17 protein-coding genes are annotated in these 25242 nt (G+C 74.1%); 7 read left to right on the forward strand and 10 right to left on the reverse strand.

The genetic code is table 11. From position 1 onward, the window contains the following. The first annotated feature begins 67 nt into the window (after nucleotides 1-67). On the forward strand, nucleotides 68-2230 hold the full coding sequence (gene glgX / locus ACERUN_RS10650) for a glycogen debranching protein GlgX (protein WP_370289903.1): 2163 nt from the start codon (nucleotides 68-70) through the stop codon (nucleotides 2228-2230). Nucleotides 2231-2242: 12 nt separating this feature from the next. On the opposite strand, the gene ACERUN_RS10655 is transcribed toward glgX, so the two are convergent. Further along, nucleotides 2243-3022, reverse strand: a complete 780-nt coding sequence (locus tag ACERUN_RS10655) for a sulfite exporter TauE/SafE family protein (protein ID WP_370289904.1) — start codon at nucleotides 3020-3022, stop codon at nucleotides 2243-2245. A 7-nt stretch (nucleotides 3023-3029) separates the two neighbouring features. Beyond that, on the reverse strand, nucleotides 3030-5603 hold the full coding sequence (glgP, locus tag ACERUN_RS10660; protein WP_370289905.1) for an alpha-glucan family phosphorylase: 2574 nt from the start codon (nucleotides 5601-5603) through the stop codon (nucleotides 3030-3032). Nucleotides 5604-5696: 93 nt separating this feature from the next. Between glgP and ACERUN_RS10665 the strand changes: the two genes are divergently transcribed. The 6 genes from ACERUN_RS10665 to ACERUN_RS10690 are packed head-to-tail and all read left to right on the forward strand — an operon-like array spanning nucleotide 5697 to nucleotide 17652. Next, the gene (locus tag ACERUN_RS10665) at nucleotides 5697-9203 is read left to right on the forward strand and encodes a M36 family metallopeptidase (protein WP_370289906.1); all 3507 of its coding nucleotides are present in this window, start codon (nucleotides 5697-5699) and stop codon (nucleotides 9201-9203) included. A gap of 49 nt (nucleotides 9204-9252) precedes the next feature. Then, nucleotides 9253-11241 (forward strand): maltotransferase domain-containing protein, encoded by a 1989-nt coding sequence (locus ACERUN_RS10670; RefSeq protein ID WP_370289907.1) that lies wholly within the window; start codon nucleotides 9253-9255, stop codon nucleotides 11239-11241. 32 nt (nucleotides 11242-11273) lie between these two features. Beyond that, the gene (gene treS / locus ACERUN_RS10675; protein WP_370289969.1) at nucleotides 11274-12986 is read left to right on the forward strand and encodes a maltose alpha-D-glucosyltransferase; all 1713 of its coding nucleotides are present in this window, start codon (nucleotides 11274-11276) and stop codon (nucleotides 12984-12986) included. Continuing rightward, on the forward strand, nucleotides 12983-14386 hold the full coding sequence (locus ACERUN_RS10680; protein WP_370289908.1) for a phosphotransferase: 1404 nt from the start codon (nucleotides 12983-12985) through the stop codon (nucleotides 14384-14386). Before treS ends, ACERUN_RS10680 begins: the two co-directional genes overlap by 4 nt. After that, the gene (gene glgB / locus ACERUN_RS10685; RefSeq protein ID WP_370289909.1) at nucleotides 14383-16596 is read left to right on the forward strand and encodes a 1,4-alpha-glucan branching protein GlgB; all 2214 of its coding nucleotides are present in this window, start codon (nucleotides 14383-14385) and stop codon (nucleotides 16594-16596) included. The genes ACERUN_RS10680 and glgB overlap by 4 nt, the downstream gene beginning before the upstream one ends. Before the next feature lie 9 nt (nucleotides 16597-16605). Beyond that, nucleotides 16606-17652: a GNAT family N-acetyltransferase gene (locus tag ACERUN_RS10690; RefSeq protein ID WP_370289910.1), complete on the forward strand. Its 1047-nt coding sequence runs from the start codon at nucleotides 16606-16608 to the stop codon at nucleotides 17650-17652. A gap of 34 nt (nucleotides 17653-17686) precedes the next feature. Here ACERUN_RS10690 and ACERUN_RS10695 read toward each other — a convergent pair whose 3' ends face one another. From ACERUN_RS10695 to ACERUN_RS10730, 8 genes are read right to left on the reverse strand one after another with little or no spacing between them, the layout of a single operon-like run. Beyond that, nucleotides 17687-18475, reverse strand: coding sequence for an EI24 domain-containing protein (locus ACERUN_RS10695; protein ID WP_370289911.1), 789 nt, complete (start codon nucleotides 18473-18475; stop codon nucleotides 17687-17689). Between the two features lie 14 nt (nucleotides 18476-18489). Continuing rightward, nucleotides 18490-19440 (reverse strand): co-chaperone YbbN, encoded by a 951-nt coding sequence (locus ACERUN_RS10700; protein WP_370289912.1) that lies wholly within the window; start codon nucleotides 19438-19440, stop codon nucleotides 18490-18492. Nucleotides 19441-19473: 33 nt separating this feature from the next. Beyond that, entirely contained in the window at nucleotides 19474-19968 is a 495-nt protein-coding gene (locus ACERUN_RS10705) for a hypothetical protein (RefSeq protein WP_370289913.1), read from the reverse strand. Beyond that, nucleotides 19965-21443 carry an esterase/lipase family protein gene (locus ACERUN_RS10710; protein WP_370289914.1) on the reverse strand — a complete coding sequence of 493 codons (1479 nt, stop codon included), beginning with the start codon at nucleotides 21441-21443 and terminating at the stop codon, nucleotides 19965-19967. Before ACERUN_RS10710 ends, ACERUN_RS10705 begins: the two co-directional genes overlap by 4 nt. After that, entirely contained in the window at nucleotides 21440-22423 is a 984-nt protein-coding gene (locus tag ACERUN_RS10715) for a hypothetical protein (RefSeq protein WP_370289915.1), read from the reverse strand. The genes ACERUN_RS10710 and ACERUN_RS10715 overlap by 4 nt, the downstream gene beginning before the upstream one ends. Nucleotides 22424-22431: 8 nt before the next feature. Then, a complete protein-coding gene (locus tag ACERUN_RS10720) occupies nucleotides 22432-22923 on the reverse strand; it encodes a WXG100 family type VII secretion target (protein ID WP_370289916.1) in 492 nt (163 codons plus the stop codon). A gap of 53 nt (nucleotides 22924-22976) precedes the next feature. Next, nucleotides 22977-23939 (reverse strand): methylmalonyl Co-A mutase-associated GTPase MeaB, encoded by a 963-nt coding sequence (gene meaB / locus ACERUN_RS10725; RefSeq protein ID WP_370289917.1) that lies wholly within the window; start codon nucleotides 23937-23939, stop codon nucleotides 22977-22979. After that, a complete protein-coding gene (locus tag ACERUN_RS10730; protein ID WP_370289918.1) occupies nucleotides 23923-25107 on the reverse strand; it encodes an acetyl-CoA C-acetyltransferase in 1185 nt (394 codons plus the stop codon). Before ACERUN_RS10730 ends, meaB begins: the two co-directional genes overlap by 17 nt. Between the last annotated feature and the right edge of the window lie 135 nt (nucleotides 25108-25242).

The following is a 25242-nucleotide window of genomic DNA, read 5'->3' on the forward strand; positions in this document are numbered from 1 at the left end:
GAGGGGGTCCGGGCACTGCGGTGAACACGGTGCCGGAGGGGGTGGTGGATCCCTATCATCTACGAGGGTGAGAGCCAGGACGTGGCAGGTGCTCGGGGAACGGTCGGACGTCTGGCCCGGCCGGTACGAGCCGCGCGGCGCCACCTGGGGCGAGCAGGCCACCAACTTCGCGGTGCACGCCCCGCGGGCCACCGCCGCCTGGGTGTGCCTGTTCGACGACGACGGCGCCGAGACCCGGCATCCGCTGCCGGAGCACACCATGGGCACCTGGCACGGCGCCGTGCCCGGCGTCGCGCCCGGCACCCGCTACGGCTACCGGCTCGACGGCCCCTGGGACCCCGCCACCGGCGCCCGTTTCAACCCGCAGCGGCTGCTGCTGGACCCCTACGCCCGCGCGGTGTGCGGCGAGCTCGTGCCGCACCCGGCGCTGGCGGCGCACGACCCCGAGGACCCGACCCGCCCCGGGCCGGAGGACTCCGCGCCCTACGTGCCCCGCGGCGTCGTGGTGGGTCCCGAGCACCTCGAGGACTTCGACTGGCGCGGCGACACCCCCAGCTGGCGGCGCTGGCGCGACACCGTGATCTACGAGCTGCACGTCAAGGGCATGACCGCGCTGCACCCACTGGTTCCCGAGGAGTTGCGCGGCACCTACGCGGGCCTCGCGCACCCGGCGGTGATCGGGCACCTCAAGGAGCTCGGCGTCACCGCGGTGGAGCTGCTGCCCGTGCACCACTTCGTGTCCGAGCCCGGGGTGATGGAGCGGGGGCTGACCAACTACTGGGGCTACAACTCCCTGGCCTACTTCGCCCCGCACGCCGCCTACAGCGCCGCCGGCGACCGCGGCCAGCAGGTGCGGGAGTTCAAGGAGATGGTGCGCGCCTTCCACGAGGCCGACCTCGACGTGTTCCTCGACGTCGTCTACAACCACACCGCCGAGGCCGGCCCCGACGGCCCCTGCCTGAGCCTGCGCGGCCTGGACGACGCGGGCTACTACACCCGCATCGACCCCGACGCCGAGGCCCCGCCCGACACCTACTGGGACGCCACCGGCTGCGGCAACACCGTGGACACCAACCACCCGCCGGCGCTGCGGCTGATCCTGGACTCGCTGCGCTACTGGGCCACCGAGATGCACGTCGACGGCTTCCGCTTCGACCTGCTCTCCGCCCTCACGCGCACCGACCGCGAGCTCGACGTCGCCGGACGGTTCATGTCGGCGGTGGCCCAGGACCCGGTGCTGCGCGGGGTGAAGCTGATCGCCGAGCCCTGGGACGCCACCATGGACGGCTACCGGGTCGGGCAGGTGCCCGCACCCTGGGTGGAGTGGAACGACCAGTACCGCGACGCCCTGCGCGACTTCTGGCGCGGCGCCTCCGACGGCGTGCGCACCCTCGCCACCCGCGTGGCCGGGTCCTCCGACCTCTACGCCGACGACGGCCGTTCGCCCTACGCCTCGGTCAACTTCCTCACCGCCCACGACGGGTTCACGCTGCGCGACCTGGTGACCTACGAGCACAAGCACAACGAGGCCAACGGGGAGGACAACCGCGACGGCAGCGACCACTCCCGCTCGCAGAACTTCGGCGTGGAGGGCGAGACCGACGACCCCGAGGTGCAGCGGCTGCGGCGCCGGACCGCGGCGAACATGATGGCCGCGCTGTGCCTGTCCAACGGCGTGCCCATGCTCACCGCCGGCGACGAACGGGGCCGTACCCAGGGCGGCAACAACAACGCCTACTGCCAGGACAACCCGATCTCCTGGATCGACTGGTCACCCGAGAACGCCTGGCCCGAGGTCTGGGACATCGCCCGCACCGCGCTGCGACTGCGTCGCGAGCACCACGTGCTGCGCCAGCGCCACTGGTTCGAGGGCGTGCCGACCGTCGTCGGCGGCCCCAAGGACCTGGTGTGGCTGCACCCCGCGGGTCGGGAGATGACCGAGGCCGACTGGCACGACGGCGGCCTGCGCACGCTCGGCGTGTTCCTCAACGGCCGTCCGCTGCGCTCCCCCGGCCCCCGCGGGGAGCAGCAGGTCGACGCCTCGCTGGTGGTCTGGATCCACGGGGGCACCGAGGCGGTGTCCGTCCAGCACCCGGTGAACCAGTGGGTCAGCGAGGCCGAGGTCGTGCTCAGCACCGACCCCGACGTCGCCCTCGGCCGCCGGCTGCGGGTGGGCGAGGACCTCCTGCTCGACGCCCGCAGCACGGTCGTGCTGCGCGCCTCGGACTGATCCGGGAGGGCCTCAGGCGAGCGCCTGCGCGAGGTAGACCGCGGCCAGCAGCAGCGCGAGACCACCGAGCATCCGGCGCAGCGCCTGCTCCGGCACCCGCGGCTGCAGGGACGCACCGACCCACCCACCGACCAGACCCCCGAGGCCGAGGCAGATCCCCAGCGACCAGTCCGGCGCGACCGGCCCCTCGGCCACCAGCGAGAGCAGGACGAAGGTGGCCACCCCGACCAGCGAGGTCACCCAGGTGGCGAGCAGGGCGACGGGCGCCACCGTGGCCACCGCCAGGCCCGACCCCACCAGGAGCGGTCCGAGCACCGAGCCGCCGCCGATGCCGTAGAGGCCGCCGGCCACCCCGACGGCGAACGCGAGCCACCGCACCCGCCGCGGCGTCAGCGGCGTGCGCGGGGCCCGCGGCGCGGGGTCGTGTCGTCGCACCAGCGACCATCCCAGCGGCGCCAGCACCGCCGCGGCGATGACCCGGAACACGTCGGGGTCCGCCGCGACGAACGCGCGGGCGACCGAGCCCAGGACGACGCCCGGGACCGAGCCGAGGATCAGGTGGCGCGCCAGCGTCCGGTCCAGCGGCGCGCGCCGCCGGTACCGGAGCAGCGCCCCGGGCCCGGCGACGACGTTGAACAGCAGGTTGGTGGGGGTGATCCGCGGCTGCGGGACCTGCAGCACCGAGAGCTGCACGGGGAGCAGGAAGACCGCCCCCGACACGCCCACCGGGGTGGTGAGCACCGCGACCAGGAAGCCCGCGAGCAGCCCGACCGCGTCCCGTGACCAGTCCACGGGGCCCTCAGGCCAGCGCCACGACCCCGAGCTCGGCCACCGAGGTGAGCAGACCGTGACGCGGCACCACCCGGACGGTGTAGCCGAACGCCCCGCTCCGGGCGAGGGTGACCTCGCCGTCGAAGCGCACCCGGCCGCCGTCGTAGTGCTCGGCGGCGCTCAGCGCCACGGCGGTGGTGTCGGCGAGAGTGTCGTCGGAGCGGACCGTGCCGTGCACCAGCTGCACCTCGACGTCGTCGGGGGTCAGGGCGCCGAGGGCCACGAAGGCCCGCACGGCGAGCGTGGCGCCCACCTCGGGGGCGTCGCCGACACCCGAGCCCTCGACGTGCTCGACCCGGACCTCGCCCCAGGCGCCGCGCACGCGCTGCTTCCAGGCCGCCAGCGCGCGGGCGCCGGCGTAGTCGGCGTTGAGGGCGCGCGCGTTGCCGGCCGCCGGGGCGTAGAGCTGGGCGACGTAGTCGCGCACCATGCGGGTGGCCAGCACCTTGGGGCCCAGCGACTTCAGCGTGTGGCGCATCATCTCGACCCAGCGCAGCGGCACCCCGGAGGCGTCGACGTCGTAGAAGCGCGGCGCGACCTCCTTCTCCAGCAGGTCGTAGAGCGCGGTGGCCTCGAGGTCGTCGCGCACGTCGGGGTCCTCGACGCCGTCGGCCGACGGGATCGCCCAGCCGTTCTCGCCGTCGAACCACTCGTCCCACCAGCCGTCGAGGATGGAGAGGTTGAGCCCGCCGTTGAGGGCGGCCTTCATGCCGGAGGTTCCGCAGGCCTCGTAGGGCCGCAGCGGGTTGTTGAGCCACACGTCGCACCCGGGGTAGAGCGGCAGGGCCATCGCGATGTCGTAGTTGGGCAGGAACACGATGCGGTGGCGCACCTCGGGGTCGTCGGCGAAGCGCACGATCTCCTGGATCAGCCGCTTGCCGCCGTCGTCGGCGGGGTGGGACTTGCCCGCGATGATCAGCTGCACCGGACGCTCGGGGTGCAGCAGCAGGCGCTTGAGCCGCTCGGGGTCGCGCAGCATCAGGGTGAGCCGCTTGTAGGAGGGCACCCGGCGCGCGAAGCCCAGGGTGAGCACGTCGGGGTCGAGCGCCTCGCTGATCCAGCCGAGCTCGGCCGGCGCGGCCCCGCGCTTCTCCCACGAGCGCTGCAGGCGGCGGCGGGCGTCGGCGACCAGGTGCTCGCGCAGCTCGCGCTTGACCGACCAGATCCGCTCGCCGGGGATGGCGTCGACGGCGGCCCAGTAACCGTCGGGGTCGTCGGCGTCGACGACGCCGTGGTCGCCGGCCAGGGCGAACACCTCGCGCCCGACCCAGGTCGGGGCGTGCACGCCGTTGGTGATCGACCCGATCGGCACCTCGGCCTCGTCGAAGGCCGGCCACAGGCCGTTGAACATGCCGCGGCTGACCTCGCCGTGCAGCAGCGAGACGCCGTTGGCGCGCTGGGCCAGCCGGAAGCCCATGACGGCCATGTTGAACACCGACGGGTCGCCGCCGGCGTAGTCCTCGGTGCCCAGCGCCAGGATCCGGTCCACCGGCACGCCGGGGGTCGCACCGGGCGCGGTGAGGTACTGCTCGACCAGGACCCGCGGGAAGCGGTCGATCCCGGCCGGGACGGGCGTGTGGGTGGTGAAGACCGTGGAGGCGCGGCTGACCTCGAGCGCGGTGTCGAAGTCCAGACCGGGGCCGCCCTCGGCGGCGGTGAGCTCGCGGATGCGCTCGATGCCGAGGAAGCCCGCGTGGCCCTCGTTGGTGTGGAACACCTCGGGCGCGGGGTGGCCGGTGATGCGGCAGTAGGCGCGCACCGCCCGCACGCCGCCGACGCCGAGGAGCAGCTCCTGGCGCAGCCGGTGCTCGGTGGTGCCGCCGTAGAGCCGGTCGGTGATCCCCACGTAGTGGTCGGGGTTGCCCTCCACGTCGGTGTCGAGCATCAGCAGCGGCACCCGACCGACGCTGGCCACCCAGATCCGGGCCACGAGCGGACCGTCGGTGAGGTCGAGGGTGATCGTGGCGGGGGCGCCGTTCTCCTCGCGCAGCATCGAGATCGGCAGCTCGTCGGGGTCGAGCACGGGGTAGGTCTCCTGCTGCCAGCCCTCGCGGGAGAGCGACTGCTTGAAGTAGCCGTGCTGGTAGAGCAGGCCGACGCCGATGATCGGGACGCCGAGGTCGCTGGCGGCCTTGAGGTGGTCGCCGGCCAGGATGCCCAGGCCGCCGGAGTACTGCGGCAGCACGGCGGTGATGCCGAACTCCGGGGAGAAGTAGGCGACGGCGGCGGGGCCGTTCTGGGGGCCGCGCTGCTGGTACCAGCGCGGGGTGTCGAGGTAGGCGCGCAGGTCGGCCGCGGCCGCCTCGAGCCGCGCGCGGAAGCCGGCGTCGGCGGCCAGCGCGTCGAAGCGCTCGCGGCCCACCGCCCCCAGCAGCCGCACCGGGTCGTGGCCCGTGGCGTCCCACAGCTCGGGGTCCACCTCCGCGAAGACGTCCTGGGTCGGGGGGTGCCAGGACCACCGCAGGTTGAGGGCCAGCTCGCCCAGGGCGGCCAGTTCGGCAGGGAGGACGGGACGCACCGTGAAGCGTCGGATCGCGCGCATGGGAGGACGGTAGACCCACGGATTGGATCGTTCCAAGTCCCGTGCGTGGAATGTCTCGCATAACGGCACACCGATTCCCGCGTTGGGCACGTCATGACCTCGGACCCGCGGAACCGGGCGACACACCTGGCCCGGCGCACCCGCCTCACCCTGACCGCCGCCGTCCTCGCCGCCACCGCGGTGCCCGGCCTGCTCTCGCTCCCGGCCCTGGCCGAGAGCCCCGACGCCGTCGCACCCACGGCGGCGAGCGCCGTCTCGACGCTCGCCGAGGACGTGCGCACGCTCGGCGACCCCGTCGCGGGCCTGTCCGACGTCGACGCGCGGGTCGCCGTCGCCCCCACCGCCCTCCAGCGCCGTGCACTGCGGTCGCTCCAGGCCCGGGAGGACCTCGGGGACGTGCGCTGGGGCCGCTTCGGCACGCCCACCTCCCTGCTGCCGCGCGATGGCGTGCTGGCCCGCACCGGTGGCCGCTCCCCCGTCGCCGCGGCCCGCGCCTACCTCGCCCGCGAGCGCACGCTGTTCGGCCTGAGCGCGGCCCAGGTGCGCGGTCTCGACGCGATCGCCCAGCCGCTGGTCGGCACCGACGCCACCGCCGTCTTCCTGCGCCAGCGCTTCGGTGGACTGCTGCCCGCCCTCGGCAGCGCCGTCACGGTGGGCGTCTCCGACGGCGCGATCCGCTACGTCTCCTCCTCCCTCACCCGCGGCGGCGCGGCGCCGGCCGCGGTGCTCACGCCCCGGGAGGGCTGGCTCGCCGCGGCCCGCGACGTCGGGCTCGACCTCGGCCTCGCGCGGATCTCCGGGATCACCACCACCGTCGCCGACGGCTGGACGCGGCTCGACGTCCCCGGGCTGCTGCAGGAGCAGCAGGTGCGCCTGCGCGCCCTGGCCCTCGGCGACGGCCGCGTGCGTCCGGTGCTGGAGTCCAACGTCGTCGACGTCGTGGCCGGCCAGGCGCTGGCGTACACCGTGATGGTCGACGCCGTCGACGGCACCGTGCTGCACCGCGAGAACCAGGTGGAGAACTCCAGCGACGCCTTCCCGTTCAGCGGGGCGACCACCGCCACCGCCTGCGGCCCGCGCCACTCCTTCGAGGTCACCGACGGCGCCACGAGGTCGATCCAGGTCGTGGCCTCCTACCTCAACGTGGCCAACGACCTGACCCTCTCCCTCCTGGGCCCCGGCGGGGCGACCCTGGCCAGCCAGGACCTCGCCACCAGCCCGGAGGTGCTCAGCTACAGCGCCGCCTCGATCCCGGCCGGCACCTACGCCGCGCAGGTCTGCCCCTTCGAGAGCCCGACGACGCCGCTGCTGCCGCCGTTCAACTACGCGATGACCGTGGTCACCAGCGACGCCGAGGCGCCCTCGCCCGACCTGGTGACCGACTACAACCCGCGCTGGCGCTACTTCGCCGCCAACCCGCGGCTGGACTCCCCCACGCAGACGCCGCGCAACTCGGTGGTCGGCTGCTGGCGGCGCACCACGGGGTGCTCCGAGCCCAGCGGCGAGCTGCGCAACGTCGCCGCCCCGGGTCCGTGGGACTACCTCACCGCGGTCGGCCTGCCCTCGAACACCACCGTGGGCAACAACGCCAACACCCACGAGGCCTGGGTCAGCCCGCTGACCCCGGGCGGCCTCGCCCAGGCGCCCATCTCGGCCACCGGCAGCTACACCACCCGGTTCACCGACGCCTGGAACAACTCCCGGTGCAACCCGACCGAGCTCGTGCCCGGCGGCAACGACATCGACTTCTCGGTGCAGAACCTGTTCGCCAGCCACAACCGGATGCACGACTACGCCTACTACCTCGGCTTCACCGAGGAGAACTACAACCTCCAGCTGGACAACCTCGGCCGCGGCGGCACCGAGGGCGACCAGGAGATCGGCAACGCCCAGGCCGGGGCCCTCACCGGCGGCCAGCCGAGCTTCCTGGGCCGCGACAACGCCAACCAGATCGCCCTGCAGGACGGCGTGCCCGGCATCACCAACCAGTACCTGTTCCAGCCCATCGCGGGTGCCTTCTACGCCCCCTGCACCGACGGCGGGCTCGACATGGGCATCGTCGGTCACGAGTACACCCACGCCATCAGCAACCGCATGGTCGGCGGTCCCGACGAGGGCCTCACCAGCGAGCACGGCGGCGCGATGGGGGAGAGCTGGAGCGACCTCGTGGCCGCGGAGTACCAGTTCTCCCACGGCTACCGCAACGGCGGGAACATCTGGGCGGTCGGGGTGTACGCCACCGGCAACCGCGACGTCGCGATCCGCGACTACTCGATCGACCACAATCCGCTGAACTTCTCCGACTACGGCTTCGACACCACCGGCGCGGAGGTGCACTCCGACGGCGAGATCTGGAACGGCACCCAGTGGGAGGTCCGGCAGGCGCTGGTCGAGAAGTACCGCCGCAGCCACCCCTACGGGGACCGGAAGGCGCAGCTGGCCTGCGCCAACGCCGACGCCACCACCGGCGTCGTCCCGGCCCAGCAGTGCCCGGGCAACCGGCGCTGGGTGCAGCTGATGTTCGACTCCTTCCTGCTCCAGCAGGGCGCGACGTCGATGTTGGACGCCCGCGACGCGATGCTCGCCGCGGACCGGATGCGCTTCGGCGGCGCCGACGTGCCGACCCTGTGGGCCGCCTTCGCCCGCCGCGGCATGGGCGAGGGCGCGAAGGTGAGCGACGCCGAGGACACCGACCCGCGCCCGAGCTTCCGGGCCCCCGGGCGCGGCAACCGGCTGATCACCTTCCGCACCGCCGCCCCCGGCGAGATCTTCGTCGGCGACTACGAGGCCCGGGTGACCCCGGTGGCCGACACGCTGCGCTCGACCCGTCTCACCTCGCGCACCGCGTTCACGCCCGGCACCTACGACCTGCTCTACGTCGGTCGCACGCACGGCTTCATGCGCTTCACCCTCACCGTCCCGGCCGGCGGTGGGAAGCAGACCGTCACGGTCGCCACCAGCCCCAACCTGGCGGCCAAGGCCTCCGGCGCCCGGGTGATCGCCGCGACCCCGGGCTCGCGCAACCCGGGCTTCCTCATCGACGGCACCGAGGAGTTCTCCTGGCGCTGGAGCGGGGAGCGCAACGTCGACGTCGTGCACCCGCGGATCGCGGTCGACCTCGCCGGGAAGGTGCACACCGTGCGCACCGTCGCGGTCAGTGCGATGCTGCGCCCGGCGTTCAGCAAGGACGACAAGGCCGGCTCGCGGTTCACCGCGCTGCGCCGGTTCGCGATCGAGTCCTGCCTCACCCACTGCGGCAGCCCGTCGGCGCGCTGGAAGCGGGTCTACACCTCCTCCCCCGCCGCGTTCCCGGCACTGCGGCCCCGTCCGGTGGCGCCGAACCTGGTGATGCGCGCCTTCGCGATCCGGCCGACGCGGGCGGCGGCGGTGCGCCTGGTGGTGCTGGAGAACCAGTGCACCGGCTACCGCGGCTACGCCGGGGAGCTGGACGCCGACCCGCTCAACGACACCGACTGCCGCACGGCCTCGGAGAGCGGGCTGACCAGCCACGTGGCGGAGCTGCAGGCGTTCACGACGCGCTTCGGCTCCTGGCGCTCCTCCTACGGCATCCTCGCCCCGGAGCGCTCGATCCGGCGCTGAGCCGACCCGCCTTCTTGCACCACCCGGGGGATGCCGGTTGGGTGGAGGCATGGTCGGACGCATCCCGGTGATGGAGGTCATGCCGCTCGTGGACCACGGGAGGCTGGCGGCGAAGGCGACGGTCGGGGAGTCGATCCCCGTGCGGGCCACGGTGTTCCGCGAGGGTCACGACGCCCTCGGCGCCGAGGTCGTGCTGGTCGGCCCCGACGGCGGTCGGCGGGCCCCGGTGCGCATGCGGCGACTCCCCCACCCGGTCGATCGCCACGAGGCGTTCGTCGTGCCCGACGAGGTCGGTGCCTGGGGCTTCGAGATCCACGCCTGGTCCGACCCGTGGGCCACGTGGGACCACGCCGCCGGCATCAAGGTGCCGGCCGGGATCGACGTCGAGCTGATGTTCGCCGAGGCCGTGCTGCTGCTCACCCGGCTGCTCACCCAACTGGGCACGGAGCTGCCGAAGGGGCGCCCGGGCACGGCGGCGCGGGCCGTCGTGAAGGCCGCGCTCGCCGCGGCGCGCGACACCGCACGACCCGCACCCGCGCGGCTGGCCCAGCTGCAGTCCCCCGAGCTCGCCGAGGTGCTGGCGTCCCATCCGCTGCGCGACCTGCTCACGGTCGAGGGGCCCTTCCCCCTGTCCGTCGACCGCGAACGGGCGCTGTACGGCTCCTGGTACGAGTTCTTCCCCCGCTCCGAGGGTGCGGTGCGCGAGCCCGACGGCACGGTCCGGAGCGGGACGTTCCGCACCGCCGCCGAGCGGCTGCCGGCCGTGGCCGCGATGGGCTTCGACGTGCTCTACCTGCCGCCGATCCACCCGATCGGCGAGGTCAACCGCAAGGGCCCGAACAACACCCTCGACCCCGGCCCCCACGACGTCGGCTCGCCCTGGGCGATCGGCAGCCGCCACGGCGGTCACGACGCGATCCACCCCGACCTCGGCACCGAGGCCGACTTCACGGCGTTCGTCGACCGGGCGCACGACCTCGGCCTCGAGGTGGCCCTCGACCTCGCGCTGCAGGCCGCCCCCGACCACCCCTGGGTGAGCGCGCACCCCGAGTGGTTCACGGTGCGCGCCGACGGCTCGATCGCGTATGCGGAGAACCCGCCGAAGAAGTACCAGGACATCTACCCGGTGAACTTCGACCGCGACCCCGCGGGGATCGCGGCCGAGGTCGAGCGGGTCGTGCGGCACTGGATGGGGCTGGGGGTGCGGATCTTCCGCGTCGACAACCCCCACACCAAGCCGGTGGCGTTCTGGGAGCGGCTGCTCGCCGACATCCGCGCCACCGACCCCGACGTGCTCTTCCTCTCCGAGGCCTTCACCAAGCCGCCGATGATGCACGCCCTCGGCGCGGTGGGCTTCCACCAGAGCTACACCTACTTCACCTGGCGCACCGCCAAGGCGGAGATCGAGGACTACCTGCGCGAGGTCACCGGCCTCTCGGACCACCTGATGCGACCCAACTTCTTCGTCAACACCCCCGACATCCTGCACGCGTTCCTGCAGTACGGCGGGCCGCCGGCGTTCAAGATCCGGGCGGTCCTGGCGGCCATGGCCTCCCCGTCGTGGGGGGTCTACGCCGGCTACGAGCTGTTCGAGCACGTGGCGGTCAAGCCGGGCAGCGAGGAGTACCTGGACTCGGAGAAGTACCAGATCCGCATCCGCGACTGGGCGGGCGCCGAGGCCGAGGGGCGCACGCTGGCGCCCTACCTCACCCGCCTCAACGAGCTGCGCCGCGCCCACCCCGCCCTGCAGCAGCTGCGGAACCTCGCGATCCACGGCGCCGACGACGACCACGTGCTGGTGTTCAGCAAGCGCCACGGCGACGACGTCGTGCTGGTGGTGCTCAACCTCGACCCCCACGGCACCCGCGAGACCACGGTGCACCTCGACCTGCCGGCCCTCGGCCTGGACTGGGGCGACCGGGTGGTCGTGCACGACGAGATCACGGGCGGTGAGTGGGCCTGGGGCGAGCACAACTACGTCCGGCTGGACCCCCACCACGAACCGGCCCACCTGCTCACCCTGCGGGGCCGCCCGTGAGTGCCGCCGGCCCCCCGACCCTGGACCTGCCCGTGCACCAGCCGGTGCTGCCGGGACCTCCCGGCGAGCCGGTGAACCAGACCCCGGAGTGGTTCAAGACCGCGGTGTTCTACGAGGTCCTGGTGCGCAGCTTCCGCGACGCCGACGGCGACGGCACCGGCGACTTCCGCGGCCTCACCGACAAGCTCGACTACCTGCAGTGGCTCGGCGTGGACTGCCTGTGGATCCCGCCGTTCTTCACCTCGCCGCTGCGCGACGGCGGCTACGACGTCGCCGACTACACCGGGATCCTGCCCGAGGTCGGCACGATCGAGGACTTCCGGGCCTTCGTCGCCGCGGCCCACGAGCGCGGCATCCGCGTGATCATCGACTTCGTCATGAACCACACCAGCGACCAGCACCCGTGGTTCCAGGCCAGCCGACGCGACCCCGAGGGTCCCTACGGCGACTTCTACGTCTGGTCCGACACCGACGAGCGCTACCCCGAGGCCCGGATCATCTTCATCGACACCGAGCCGTCCAACTGGACCTGGGACCCGGTGCGCGGGCAGTACTTCTGGCACCGCTTCTTCCACCACCAGCCCGACCTCAACTTCGAGAACCCCGCCGTGCACGCGGCGATCCTGGAGGCCCTGGAGTTCTGGCTCGAGATGGGTCTGGACGGCTTCCGGCTCGACGCGGTGCCCTACCTCTACGTGCGCGACGGCACCAACGGCGAGAACCTGCCCGAGACCCACGAGTTCCTGCGCACCGTGCGGCGCTTCGTCGACGAGAAGTACCCCGGGCGGGTCCTGCTCGCCGAGGCCAACCAGTGGCCGGCCGACGTCGTGGACTACTTCGGCGACCCGGCCGTGGGCGGCGACGAGTGCCACATGTGCTTCCACTTCCCGGTGATGCCGCGGCTGTTCATGGCGGTGCGCCGCGAGTCGCGCTACCCCGTCTCGGAGATCCTGGCGCAGACCCCGCCCATCCCCCACGGGTGCCAGTGGGGCATCTTCCTGCGCAACCACGACGAGCTGACCCTGGAGATGGTCACCGACGAGGACCGCGACTACATGTGGGACGAGTACGCCAAGGACCCCCGCATGAAAGCCAACATCGGGATCCGGCGCCGGCTCGCCCCGCTGCTCGACAACGACGTCAACCAGATCGAGCTGTTCACCGCGATGCTGCTCTCGCTCCCGGGCTCGCCGGTCCTCTACTACGGCGACGAGATCGGCATGGGCGACAACATCTGGCTCGGCGACCGCGACGGCGTCCGCACCCCCATGCAGTGGACGCCGGACCGCAACGCGGGCTTCTCCGCCGCCACCCCGGGGCGGCTGTTCCTGCCCACCATCCAGGACCCCGTGTACGGCTACCAGTCGGTCAACGTCGAGGCCCAGCTGGAGAACCCCTCCTCGCTGCTGCACTGGACCCGGCGGATGATCCACACCCGCCGCCAGCACCTGGCCTTCGGGCTCGGGGAGTTCCACGACCTCGGCGGCTCCAACGCCTCGGTGCTCTCCTACACCCGCGAGTACGCCGACGACGTCATCCTGTGCGTGCACAACCTCTCGCGGTTCCCGCAGCCGGTCGAGCTGGACCTGCGCCGCTTCGCCGGGATGGTGCCCACCGAGCTGCTCGGCGGGGTGGAGTTCCCCCGGATCGGGGAGCCGCCCTACCTGCTCACCCTCGGCGGGCACGGCTTCTACTGGTTCAAGCTGCAGCCCGGCCCGGCGGTCGACCACCGGGGGCTGCTGTGACCGCTGCGGTGATCGATCCCGCCCTGCTGGCGGCCTACCTCCCCCGCACCCGCTGGTTCGGCGGCAAGGGCCGCGACGCCGACGTCGTGGGCGCCACGGTGCTCGCCAGGCTCGCCGCCGACCCCGCCCCGGTGCTCCTGGTGCTCGCCGTCGACGTGGCCTACGCCGACGCCGGGGAGCCGGAGCGCTACCAGGTGCCGCTGGCCTGCTACCCCGCGCCGCAGCCCCGCCTGGAGCACGCGCTGATCGGGCCCGTGCGCCCCCACTCCGGCACCGGCGGCGGCGACTGGCACGCCTACGACGCCGCCCACGACCCCGCGGCGCTCGCGCTGTGGTGGCGCTCCTTCGCCGACCTCGCCCCGGGCGAGGTCGGCACGGCGGGAGGCCTGCGGGTGCACCGCGTGGCGGGCCCGGCGCTCGACCCGGGCGCGGTCGGCAGCCTGTTCAGCGGCGAGCAGTCCAACTCCTCGGTCTTCTTCGACGACACCGCCGTGCTCAAGCTGTTCCGCAAGCTCACCCCGGGCGAGCACCCCGACGTCGAGCTGCACCGGGTGCTCACCGAGGCCGACTCCCCCCACGTCGCGCAGCTGTGGGGCTGGCTCGAGGTCGACGGCACCTGCCTCGGGATGCTCCAGGAGTTCCTGCGCACCGCCACCGACGGCTGGGACCTGGCCTGCGCCAGCGTGCGCGACCTGATGGGCGGCGACGCCGAGGACCCCGCCGAGGCCGGGGGCGACTTCGGCCCCGAGGCCGCGCGGCTCGGCGAGGCCGTGCGGGCGGTGCACGACCTGCTCGGCGCCTCGGCGGCGTCCGGCGGGCCCACCCCCGCCGAGGCCGCGGCCGACATGCGCGCCCGGCTCGACGACGCGCTGAGGCTGGTGCCCGACCTGGCCGAGCACGCCCCCCGCCTGCGCGCCCTCTACGACCGCCTCGCGGCGCTGCCCGACGTGCCGGGGCTGCACCCGCAGCGGGTGCACGGCGACCTCCACCTGGGCCAGACCCTGCGCACCGCCGACGGCTGGCGACTGGTCGACTTCGAGGGCGAGCCGGCCCGCCCGGCGGCGCAGCGTCGTCGTCCGGACTCGCCGTGGCGCGACGTGGCCGGGATGCTGCGCTCCTTCGACTACGTGCCGGCGGCGGTGGCGGGCGTCCACGGCGCCGGCCCGGGAGCTGGCACCGGGTCCATCACGGGGCCGAGCGGGAGCGGGGTGGCCTGGGCGCAGCGCAGCCAGCACCATTTCCTCACCGCCTACGCCGGCGGGGAGCTGGACGAACAGGAGCAGACCGTGGTCGAGGCCTATCTCGCCGACAAGGCGGTCTACGAGACCGTCTATGAGACCCGTAACCGGCCCGACTGGGTCGCGATCCCGCTGGCCTCGCTCGCCCGGATCGGCGCATGAGCACCCCGGCGGTGCGGCCGGTGCCCGCCGAGCGGCTGGCCGCGCTGGTGGAGGGCCGCGACGGCGCCCCCCACGACGTGCTGGGCCCGCACCCCCACGACGGCGGGGTCACCTTCCGGGTGCTGCGGCCCCTGGCCCGCACCGTCACCGTGCTGGCCGAGGGTGCGCGGGTGCCGCTGGAGCACGAGTACGAGGGCGTGTGGTGCGGCGCGGCCGCGCTGGCCGAGGTGCCCGACTACCGCGTCGAGGTCGACTACGGCGAGGGTCCCGTCGTCCTCGACGACCCCTACCGGTTCCTGCCCACGCTCGGCGAGATCGACCTGCACCTGGTCAACGAGGGCCGCCACGAGCAGCTGTGGAGCGTGCTGGGCGCCCGGGTGCACCACTACCGCGACCCGTGGGGCGAGACGATCTCGGGCACCTCCTTCGCCGTCTGGGCCCCCGCCGCCAGGGCGGTGCGGCTGGCCGGCGACCTCAACGCCTGGGACGACCGCGCCCACCCGATGCGCCAGCTCGGCACCTCGGGGGTGTGGGAGCTGTTCGTGCCCGGCGTGGGCAGCGGAACGGCGTACAAGTACCGCCTGCTCGGGGCCGACGGCGCGTGGCACGAGAAGGCCGACCCGATGGCCCGCTACGCCGAGGTCGCGCCCAGCACCGCCTCGCGGGTGCACGAGTCCGACCACGTCTGGACCGACGACGACTGGCTGGCCGCCCGAGCCGCCCGCCGCCCTGTCGCCGAGCCGATGTCGATCTACGAGGTGCACCTGGGCTCGTGGAAGCGCCACCCCGGCGGCGGGCTGTGGACCTGGGACCAGCTGGTGGCCGACCTGGTGCCCTACGTCGTGGAGCTCGGCTTCACCCACGTCGAGCTGATGCCGGTCATGCAGCACCCCTTCGGCGGCTCGTGGGGCTACCACGTCACCTCCTACTTCGCCCCGGACGCCCGCTTCGGCGACCCCGACGGGTTCCGTCGGCTGGTCGACGCCTTCCACGCCGCCGGCGTCGCCGTGCTGCTGGACTGGGTGCCCGGGCACTTCGCCACCGACGCCTGGGCGCTGGCCCGCTTCGACGGCACGCCCCTCTACGAGGACCCCGACCCCCAGCGCGGCTGGCACGAGGAGTGGGGGTCCTACATCTTCAACTTCGGCCGTCCCGAGGTGCGCAACTTCCTCTACGCCAACGCGCTGTACTGGCTGGAGGAGTTCCACGTCGACGGGCTGCGGGTCGACGGCGTCGCCTCGATGCTCTACCTCGACTACGCGCGCGAGGAGGGCCGCTGGACCCCCAACATCCACGGCGGACGCGAGAACCTCGAGGCGGTGCAGTTCCTCCAGGAGATGAACGCCACCGTGTACAAGCGCGCCCCGGGGGTCTGCACGATCGCGGAGGAGTCGACGTCGTGGCCCGGCGTCACCGCGCCCACCTCGCAGGGCGGCCTCGGGTTCGGCTTCAAATGGAACATGGGCTGGATGAACGACACCCTGCGCTACCTGCGCCGGGAGCCGGTGCACCGCAGCCACCACCACCACGAGCTGACCTTCGCCAGCAGCTACGCCTGGACCGAGAACTTCGTGCTGCCGCTCTCGCACGACGAGGTCGTGCACGGCAAGGGCTCGCTGCTGCGCAAGGCGCCCGGCGACCGGTGGCAGCAGCTGGCCACGCTCCGCGCCACCTACGGCTTCATGTGGGCCCACCCCGGCAAGCAGCTGCTCTTCATGGGCGACGAGTTCGGCCAGGAGGCCGAGTGGGCCGAGTCGCGCGAGCTCGACTGGTGGCTGCTGGCCCATCCCGAGCACCGCGGCCTGCAGCGGCTCGTGGGCGATCTCAACCACCGCTACCGCGAGCAGGCCGCACTGTGGGCGGCCGACGACACCCCGGCGAGCTTCGAGTGGCTCCAGGCCGACGACACCGACGCCAGCGTGTACGCCTTCCTGCGGCGCGCCCCCGGGGAGGCCGACCTGGTGTGCCTGACCAACTACACCCCCGTGCCCCACGACCGCTACCGCATCGGGCTCCCCCGCGCCGGTCGCTGGGCGGAGGTCCTCAACACCGACGCCCCCGACTACGGCGGCTCCGGCGTCGGCAACCTCGGCGCCGTCCTGGCGGTCGAGGGCGGGGCGCACGGCCGGCCCGCGCACGCCGACGTCGTCCTGCCTCCGCTGGGCACCGTGTGGCTGCGGGCACCCGGAGGTGCACCGGCGGCTGGCTAGGGTGGACCCGTGCCTGCTGCGACCCCCGGGACTCCCCCGCCGGTGCTCACCGACGGCGTCGTGACCCTGCGCCCCTGGCGCGACACCGACGCCGCGGCCGCGCACGCCGGGCACGACGAGCACGCCGCCCGGTGGTCCGACGCCCCCGTGCCGGACTCGGTGGAGGGCTGGCACGCCCTGGTCGCGCAGTGGCGGGTCGAGCACGCCGAGGGCCGCCGGTTCAGCTTCGTCATCGAGGCCGAGGACGCCCCGGTCGGCGTCGTGGAGCTCGAGCCGACCGACGCCCACAGCGCCACCCTGTCCTACTGGCTGCACGCCGGTCGTCGCGGCCGCGGCTTCGCCACCCGCGGGGTGCGGGTGGCGGTCGACTGGGCACTGAGCCGTGCCGGCGAGGGCGGCGGCGGCTTCAGCCGCGTGGAGGCCCACCTCGAGCCCGGCAACGAGAGCTCCCTGCGCGTGGCCACCCGCAGCGGCCTGCAGCGCGAGGGGCTGCGCCGCATCGTGCCCGGCACCGGGGCCCGCGCCGCCGCGGAGTCCTACGTCGTGCTCGCGCGCCTGGCCACCGACCCTCCGCTCACCGACCCCGGCGCGTTCCGGACGCTGCTCAACTCCTTCCTGCCACGCAAGCGCGCGATCGGTCAGATGCTGGTGTGCGACGCCGAGGACCGCGTGCTGCTGTGCCAGCTCACCTACAAGCGCGACTGGGACCTGCCCGGCGGGGTCGTGGAGGTCGGGGAGTCCCCGCGGCTCGCGGTCTCGCGCGAGGTCGAGGAGGAGCTGGGCCTGGACGTCCCGGCCGGCGCGCTGCTGCTCACCGACTGGCTGCCGCCCTGGGGCGGCTGGGACGACGCCGTGTGCCTGGTCTTCGACGGCGGCACCCACCCGGCCTCGCTGGTCGACGCCGTCGTCAAGCAGGCCCGCGAGATCCGCGACGCCCGGTTCTGCACCCTCGCCGAGGTCGAGGAGCACTGCGCGGACTTCACCGCGCGCCGCATCCGGGCCGCGCTGGAGGCGCGCCGCACCGGACGCGCCGCGTACACCGAGTCCGGCGCCTGAGCCGGGCCGACACCGACACGGGCCGCCAGCAGGCTCAGCGGCGCACCTTCGTGGCCCGCAGGTGCGGGGGCGGCAGCACGTCGCGCGCCAGGGCGGTGGCACCGGCCACCGCCGCCGGCATCACGAGCACCCCGCCCAGGGGGATGAGGAAGCAGGCCTGGGTCACCACGCCGAAGCCGAGCACGGTGCGGCGGTGGGGGGCGAGCAGCGCCTTCTGCTCCGCGGCCCGCATCCCGCGTCCCTCCAGGGCCCGACTCACCAGCTCACGGGCCAGGATCCGTCCCGACAGGGTCACGCCCAGGGCGATCCCGAGGAACGGCCCGATCACCGGGATGAAGCCGCTCACCAGCACCAGCAGCGAGGTGGCCAGGCCGATCGCGGTGAGCACCAGGCCGTCGCGCACGGAGTCCCAGAACCCCAGTCCGTCGCCCAGGGGCTCCGGGCCCAGCATCTGCTCGGTCTGCTTCCAGATGTGCTCGTAGAAGGGGTCCCCGAGGGTGAGCGTCAGGCCGGTGAAGGTGGCCGACCACAGGATCACCGCCCCCAGCACGACCACGATCCCCAGACCGATCCGCAGGATCCGGCGCAGGAGGTCGTACCAGCCGTCGGCGAACGGCGTCAGCCACGCCACCACGTCGTCCAGGTGCACGAGCAGCACGACGAACGCCGCCGCCAGCACCACGAAGACCACCAGGGCCGGGATGATCCCGATCAGGTAGAGCCGGGGCCGGGAGCGCAGCAGCTCGAAGCCGCGGCCGAGGTAGGACACCCCGCGCCGGAAGTCGCCGGCCTCCTGCCGGACCCGGGTGAGCGAGCGCTCCATCGCCGGGGGTCGCCTCAGAAGAGGGCGGAGGCCAGGCCCTGCCGGCCCTTGAGGACCCGCGGGTCGTCGTTGCCGACCGCGGCGAACATCTCCAGCAGCCGCTCGCGGACCCGGTCGCGCTCCTTGTCGGCGGTGCGCTGCACGAGCCCGATCAGGCGGGCGAAGGCGTCCTCCACGTGGCCGCCGACGAGGTCGAGGTCGGCCACCAGCAGCTGGGCGTCGACGTCGTCGGGGGCGGCGGCCGCCGCCGCCCGGGCCGCCTGCAGGTCGGCGTCCTGGGTGCGCTGCAGCACCTTCACCATCGCCAGGCGCGCGGCGGCCTCGTGGTCGGCGGGGTGGGCGTCGACGAGCTTCTGGTAGGCGGCCACGGCGCCGTCGACGTCGCCGGCCATGAGCGCGTCCTCGGCCGGCACGAACCGCGGGTCGGTGACCGGACCGTCGTCCTCGCCGGCCTCCGTGGCGGGCGCCCCCGCCTGCGGCTGGTGCCGGCCCGTGACGCCCTGGGCGGTGAGCTGCTGGCCGAGCTCGTTGAGCAGCGCCGAGAGCTCGGCGCCGGGGATGATGCCGGGCAGCGGCTGGGTGACCGGGCGGCCGTCGAGGACGACGAGCAGCTGCGGGATCTGCTGCACCTGCAGCGCCTGGGCGATCTCGGGCGCGGTGTCGACGTCGACCAGCGCGGCCAGGAACCGGCCGTCGTAGGACTCCGCGAGCGCCGCCACGTCGGCGGCGTACTGCGCGGTCTCGGGCGAGCGGGCGGCCGAGTAGAGCACCAGCAGCACCGGGGCGGTCATCGAGGCCTCCAGCACCGCCTGGAACGACTCCACGCTCACCTGCACGGTGTACGCGCCGGCTCCTGCGGGCGCACCGCCGCCGGCCGCGGGGGCGCCGGCGGGGGCCGCCGGAGCGGGCCGCTTGAGGGCGGAGAGGTCGATGGCGCCACGTCGGGTGAACGGCTGCTGCGTCATGACGACGATCCTAGTGGCGCCCCCTCGGCGCCCTCACCGGCCCAGCGTGCCCCGCTCCCCCCAGGCCGCGAGCTGGTCCTCGGAGGCCGGGCGCACCAGCGCGGAGAGGTTGTTCGCCGGACCGTCCTGCGGTGCGGCCCCGGGCTCGACGCACTGGAACTGCACCGCGTCCAGCGGCGCGACCGACGAGCGCCACGCGAGCTCGGCCACCCGCTCGGCGAGGTCCTGGCACACCACACCCGGCGCGACGACCAGCCGGCCGCCGACCGACGCCCCGTCGGTCGCACTGGCCTCGAGGTAGCCCAGGGCCTCGATGCCCTCCACGCCCGGCAGCGCGGCGAGCGGGGCCCGCAGGGCGTCGACCTCGGGCACGCACCCGTCGGCGACGCACGAGGGCACCGCGCCGGTGAGCTCGTCGACCCGGTCGTCGAACCGGTCGCGCTCGTCGGTGCCGCAGCCGGTCAGGGCGAGGGCCAGCAGACCCGTCAGAACAGTCAGACCCGTCACCGCGGTCCGGGTCGCCCTCATCCGCCGGACCTGCTGATCGTGTAGGTGGAGGTCGAGGTCGGGCCGGGATTGCCGAGGAAGCCGTCCTCGCGCAGCTGGTCCAGCGACTCGGTCAGCGACGGGTCGGTCGAGGCGTCCACCGCGGCCGCGCCCTCGGTGTAGACGTCCAGCCCGTGGTTGCGGGCGATGTCGCCCGTCGCGCCGTCGAACCGCACCGTGGTGCGGTTGGGCTCGTCGGGGTTGTCCTCGCCGTCGGTGAGCGGCACGACGTCGCCGGTGTTCTCCAGCGAGAGCACCTGCACGTCGTCGGGGAGGTCCGGGATCTGCGCGGTGGGGGCGCCGGCGGTGACGACGTGCCGCACGTCGTAGGCGTCGCGGAACCCGGGGTCGCTCGCGAGGTAGGCGGCGGTCATGCCGCCCTGGGAATGGCCGACCAGCGCGACCGGTGCGCCCGGCGGGATGCCGGCCTGCTCCATCGCCGCCCGGATCCCCGCGGCGTAGGCGGTGCCCTGACCGCCGATCAGCTCCAGGTTGGCCCGGGAGTCGCGCACGGCGTCGCCGGTCACCCCGAAGTCGTCGGTGCCGGGCAGGTTGACGATGTAGCGCACGTCGGGAGGCTCGCCGATGGTGATGATGTCGATCTCGCCGTCGCCGGGCCGACTCTCCGCAGGCACCTCCCCCGTGGCGTCCGGCATGCCGCCGTTGGTGGCGTCCAGGGACCGGATCAGGTCCGCGAGCGAGGTCGGCGCCCCGAACTCGCGCTGCGCGTCCGCCGCGCCGCCGGGGGTCACCTCGTACCCGGTGTCGCCGAAGAGCCCGGCGAGGTCGCCGGCGGCACCGTTGAGGGTGGGGTGGAGGGGGTCGAGCCCGAGACCGGCCAGCAGCGGTCCCCGCAGGCCGGGGGGCACGTTGCTCAGCAGTCCGTCCAGCAGACCGCCGCTGCCGTTGATGAGGTGCTGCACCACCTCGGGATGGTCCTCGAGGAAGGCGATCAGCTCCTCCTTCCCCATCCCGGCGAGCTCGTCGCGGTGCGCCGCGACCAGCGCCGCCAGGGCGGGGTTGCTGGCCGCGAGGGTGAGCAGCCCCGCACCCCCGACCAGCAGCAGGCCGGGCAGGATCGTGCCCAGCGCCCGGCCGGCGAGGTAGTCCAGGCCCTCGAAGAGCCGGCGCTGGAGGTCGTCCACTCCGCGCAGGATGCCGACGTTGGCGCGGATGCCGAGGGCGTCGACCTCGAAGCCGACCGCCGAGACCGCGAGACCGTCCGGGCCCACGGTCGCTCCGAGCACGGCACCCTCGGCGTCGGCGAAGGAGCCCGGCGAGAGGACCGCCGACTCCAGCAGGTCGCCGTTCGCGGCGATCGCCTTGTCGTCCCACGCGGCGGATCGCAGACCGTCGCCGGTGTCGTCGAAGAGTCGGGCCAGGGTCTCCAGGTCCTCGTAGCGCGCCTCGATGCCACCGGCCCCGCCGGTCACCGAGACGATCGGCGGCTCACTCACGGCGCACCTGCGTCCCGGCCCCACACCCCGGCCAGCACCGGGCCGAGGTCGCGGGCCAGGTCGCGGGGATCCACCGCGCGTCCCTGCGCGAGCGCGACCCCCGTCGCGGTGCGCCCGGGGGTCAGCGAGAACCACCGGTCCTCCACGCGCAGCCACACCACGAGGCCGGCCCGCTCGCTGTCGTCGCGACGACGCACGACGGCGCGCAGCCGCGCCGTGAGGCCGTCACGCAGCCGGACCGCGAGCGCCGCGGCGCCGGCGGCGTCCACCGGCGCGCCGTCGCGCGTCGAGCCGCCGGGGAACCGCGCCGCGAGGGCGGGCAGCAGGTCGTCGCGTCGCTCCCCGGTGTCGGCCGCGGCCATCAGCTCCACCGGCAGGGTGAACGCGCCGAGGGGCGCGCGGTCGTCCTCGGGGTCGGCGTCCCTCGTGGTGGCGGGCAGCCGCACCAGGTGCGCGAGCATCTCCGGCAGCGCGCCGACCGCGCCCCAGGCCAGCTCGACGTCGACACCGGTCAGCGTCGCCAGCGACACCGCCGCCTCGCCGTGCGCCCCGACCCAGGCACGGATCCGGTCGGGGTGCGTCGGGCCGAGCGCCAGGGCGACGTCGAGCTCGATCAGCACCTCGGCCGCCCCGAAGGCGCTCAGCGCCGCGCGCCGGGCCTGCGCCCCCGCGTCGGCGTCGTCGCGGGCCCGCTCCTCGGCCCGCTCCTCCACCCGGCGGGCCTGCTCCTCCAGCAGTGCGGCCACGGCGTCCTCCGGCGGCCGGGCGTCCTCCCCCAGCCGCGCGAACCAGGCACGACGCGCCTCCCCGGTCCGTACGGCCCGGAGGTCGGGCCGGTCCAGCACGGCGTCGACGAGGTCGGTGCGCCACGGCAGCACCACCCCGACCTCGCGGGCCAGGCGCACCACCTCGACCAGCTCGAGGCGCTCGCGTCCGGGCACGACCACGTCGCGCGGGGGGCCGACGCGGCCCAGCGTCACGACCGGCATCAGACCCGCACCCCCAGCTGGTCGGGCGCCTCGAGCCAGGCCCGGTCCCCCGGCGGCGGTGGGGTGAAGCCGGCCAGTCGCACGTCGTGCGGATCGGGCTCGTCGTCGCCGATCCCGACCAGCCGCCCCACGGCCTTCACGCCGTCCTTGACGCCCTCGACGATCGTGTGCCCCGCGGCCCGGAGGCGGTCGATCGCGCCCTCGACGAGGTTGCCGACGGCTCGCTCGATGTGCGCGATCAGCGCCTTGACCTCGTCCACCTCGTCGGCGTGGTGCCGCAGGGCGCCCGCGGCCTCCTCGTAGTCGGCGGCGAGGCGCTCCAGCACCGCCGCCCGTTCCTCCACGCGGGCCCGCATCGCCTCCGCGCTCACCGACCACCAGTGCGCACCCTCGGCGGCGGCGCCCAGCCGCGTCGCGGTGCGCCGCAGCTCGCCGGCGCGCTCGTCCATCCGTCCCGCCAGTCGGCGGATCACCGTCGTGTCTCCGTACACGGCCACCTCCCCCCAGGGCGGTGCCCGCCTGGCAGCGGCTGAAACCGACGGGCTCAGCCTCGGTCGGTGCCCAGCAGCGTGTCGGCCGCGGCGTAGGGGTCGCTGGCGCCGGACACGACCGCGGCCGCGAGCGACGCGAGGTCGCGGTGGCCGTCCAGGTGGGCCCAGCGCGCGCGCAGCGACGCGACGGCGATCGCCTCGATCTCCGCGGCGGCCCGCCGCTCGCGGCGTCGTCGCAGCTCCCCGGTCTCGTGCAGCCACGCGTGGTGGGCGTCGAGGGCCTCGACCACCTCGTCCACGCCGGTGCCGGCCTGGGCGGTGGTGAGCAGGATCGGGGGGGTCCAGGCGTCGCGGGCACGATCGGCCAGCGCGAGCATGCCGCGCAGCTCGCGGGCGGTGCGGGGCGCCCCCTCGCGGTCGGCCTTGTTGACGACGTAGAGGTCACCGACCTCCAGGATGCCGGCCTTGGCGGCCTGGATGCCGTCCCCCATGCCGGGGGCCAGCAGGACGACCGTGGTGTCGGCGAGGCCGGCGATCTCGACCTCGCTCTGCCCCACGCCGACGGTCTCCACCAGCACGACGTCGTAGCCGGCCGCGTCGAGCACCCGCATCGCCTGCGGCGTCGACCAGGCGAGACCGCCGAGGTGGCCCCGCGAGGCCATCGAGCGGATGTAGACCCCGGCGTCCAGGGCGTGGTCGCCCATCCGCACCCGGTCGCCGAGCAGGGCCCCGCCGGAGAACGGCGAGGAGGGGTCGACCGCGAGCACGCCGACGGTGCGACCGCGCGCGCGGAAGGCGCGGATCAGGGCGTTGGTCGACGTCGACTTGCCGACGCCGGGAGCCCCCGTGAGTCCGATGACCTGGGCCCGCCCCGTGTGGGGGGCGAGCCCGGCCATCACCTCGCGCAGGCTCGGGGACTCGTCCTCGACCTGCGAGATCAACCGCGCGACCGCCCGGGGCTCACCGCCCCGGGCGCGCGCGATCAGGTCCTGGACGGACTCAGTTCTTCGGGACACGCACGATCAGGGCGTCGCCCTGGCCACCGCCGCCGCACAGCGCCGCGGCACCGATGCCGCCGCCGCGCCGCTTGAGCTCGAGGGCCAGGTGGAGGACCACGCGGGCACCGGACATGCCGACCGGGTGACCCAGGGCGATGGCGCCGCCGTTGACGTTCACCTTGGCGTCGTCGAGGTCGAGCGCCCGGGCGGACTCGATGCCCACCGCGGCGAAGGCCTCGTTGAACTCGACCAGGTCGAGGTCGGCGGGCGTGATGCCCTCCTTCTCGCAGGCCTTGGCGGTGGCGTTGGCCGGCTGCAGCTGGAGGCTGGAGTCGGGACCGGCGACCATGCCGTGCGCGCCGATCTCGGCGAGCCACTCCAGGCCGAGCTCCTCGGCCTTGGCCTTGCTCATCACGACGACGGCGCAGGCGCCGTCGGAGATCTGCGAGGCCGAACCGGCGGTGATGGTGCCGTCCTTGGCGAAGGCGGGGGGCAGCTTGCCGAGCGACTCGGCGGTGGTCTCGCCGCGCACGCCCTCGTCGGCGGTGACGACGATCGGGTCGCCCTTGCGCTGCGGGATCGACACGGGGACGATCTCGTCGTCGAAGACGCCGTTCTTCTGCGCCGCGGCGGCCTTCTGGTGCGAGGCGGCGGCGAAGGCGTCCTGCTCCTCGCGGGAGAGCTTGTTGGCGTTGATCTGCTCGGTGAGCCCGCCCATGGCCTGCTTGGTGGCCTGGTCGTAGAGGGCGTCGTAGGCCATGGAGTCGATCAGCTTGGTGTCGCCGAACGTGTAGCCCTCGCGGGACTTGGGCAGCACGTGCGGGGCGTTGGTCATCGACTCCATGCCGCCGGCCACGATGATGTCGGCCTCGCCGGCGCGGATCATCTGGTCGGCCATCGCGATGGCGTTCAGGCCCGAGAGGCAGACCTTGTTGATCGTGATCGAGGGGACGTTCCACGGGATGCCGCCCGCGAGACCGGCCGAGCGGGCCGGGTTCTGGCCGGCACCGGCGAGGATGACCTGGCCCATGATCAGGTAGTCGACCTGGTCGCCGCTGACGCCGGCCTTCTCCAGCGCGCCCTTGATGGCCACGCCACCGAGGTCGGCGGCCGAGAGGGTCTTCAGACCACCGAGCAGGCGGCCGATGGGCGTACGCGCTCCGGCGACGATGACGGATCCGGACATGGTGCCTCCGCAGGAAGAGTTGAGAAGCGCCGCGGCACGCCCGTCGCGGGCGTGACGGCGCTGTGCCGATGCCGTGGACACTACCGACGGGTACGCCCGGAAGGGGAGGGTGTCCGGCGAGCAGCCGTGAGGCGC

The sequence above is a fragment of the Nocardioides sp. genome, from assembly GCF_964229035.1.
Classification (GTDB): domain Bacteria; phylum Actinomycetota; class Actinomycetes; order Propionibacteriales; family Nocardioidaceae; genus Nocardioides.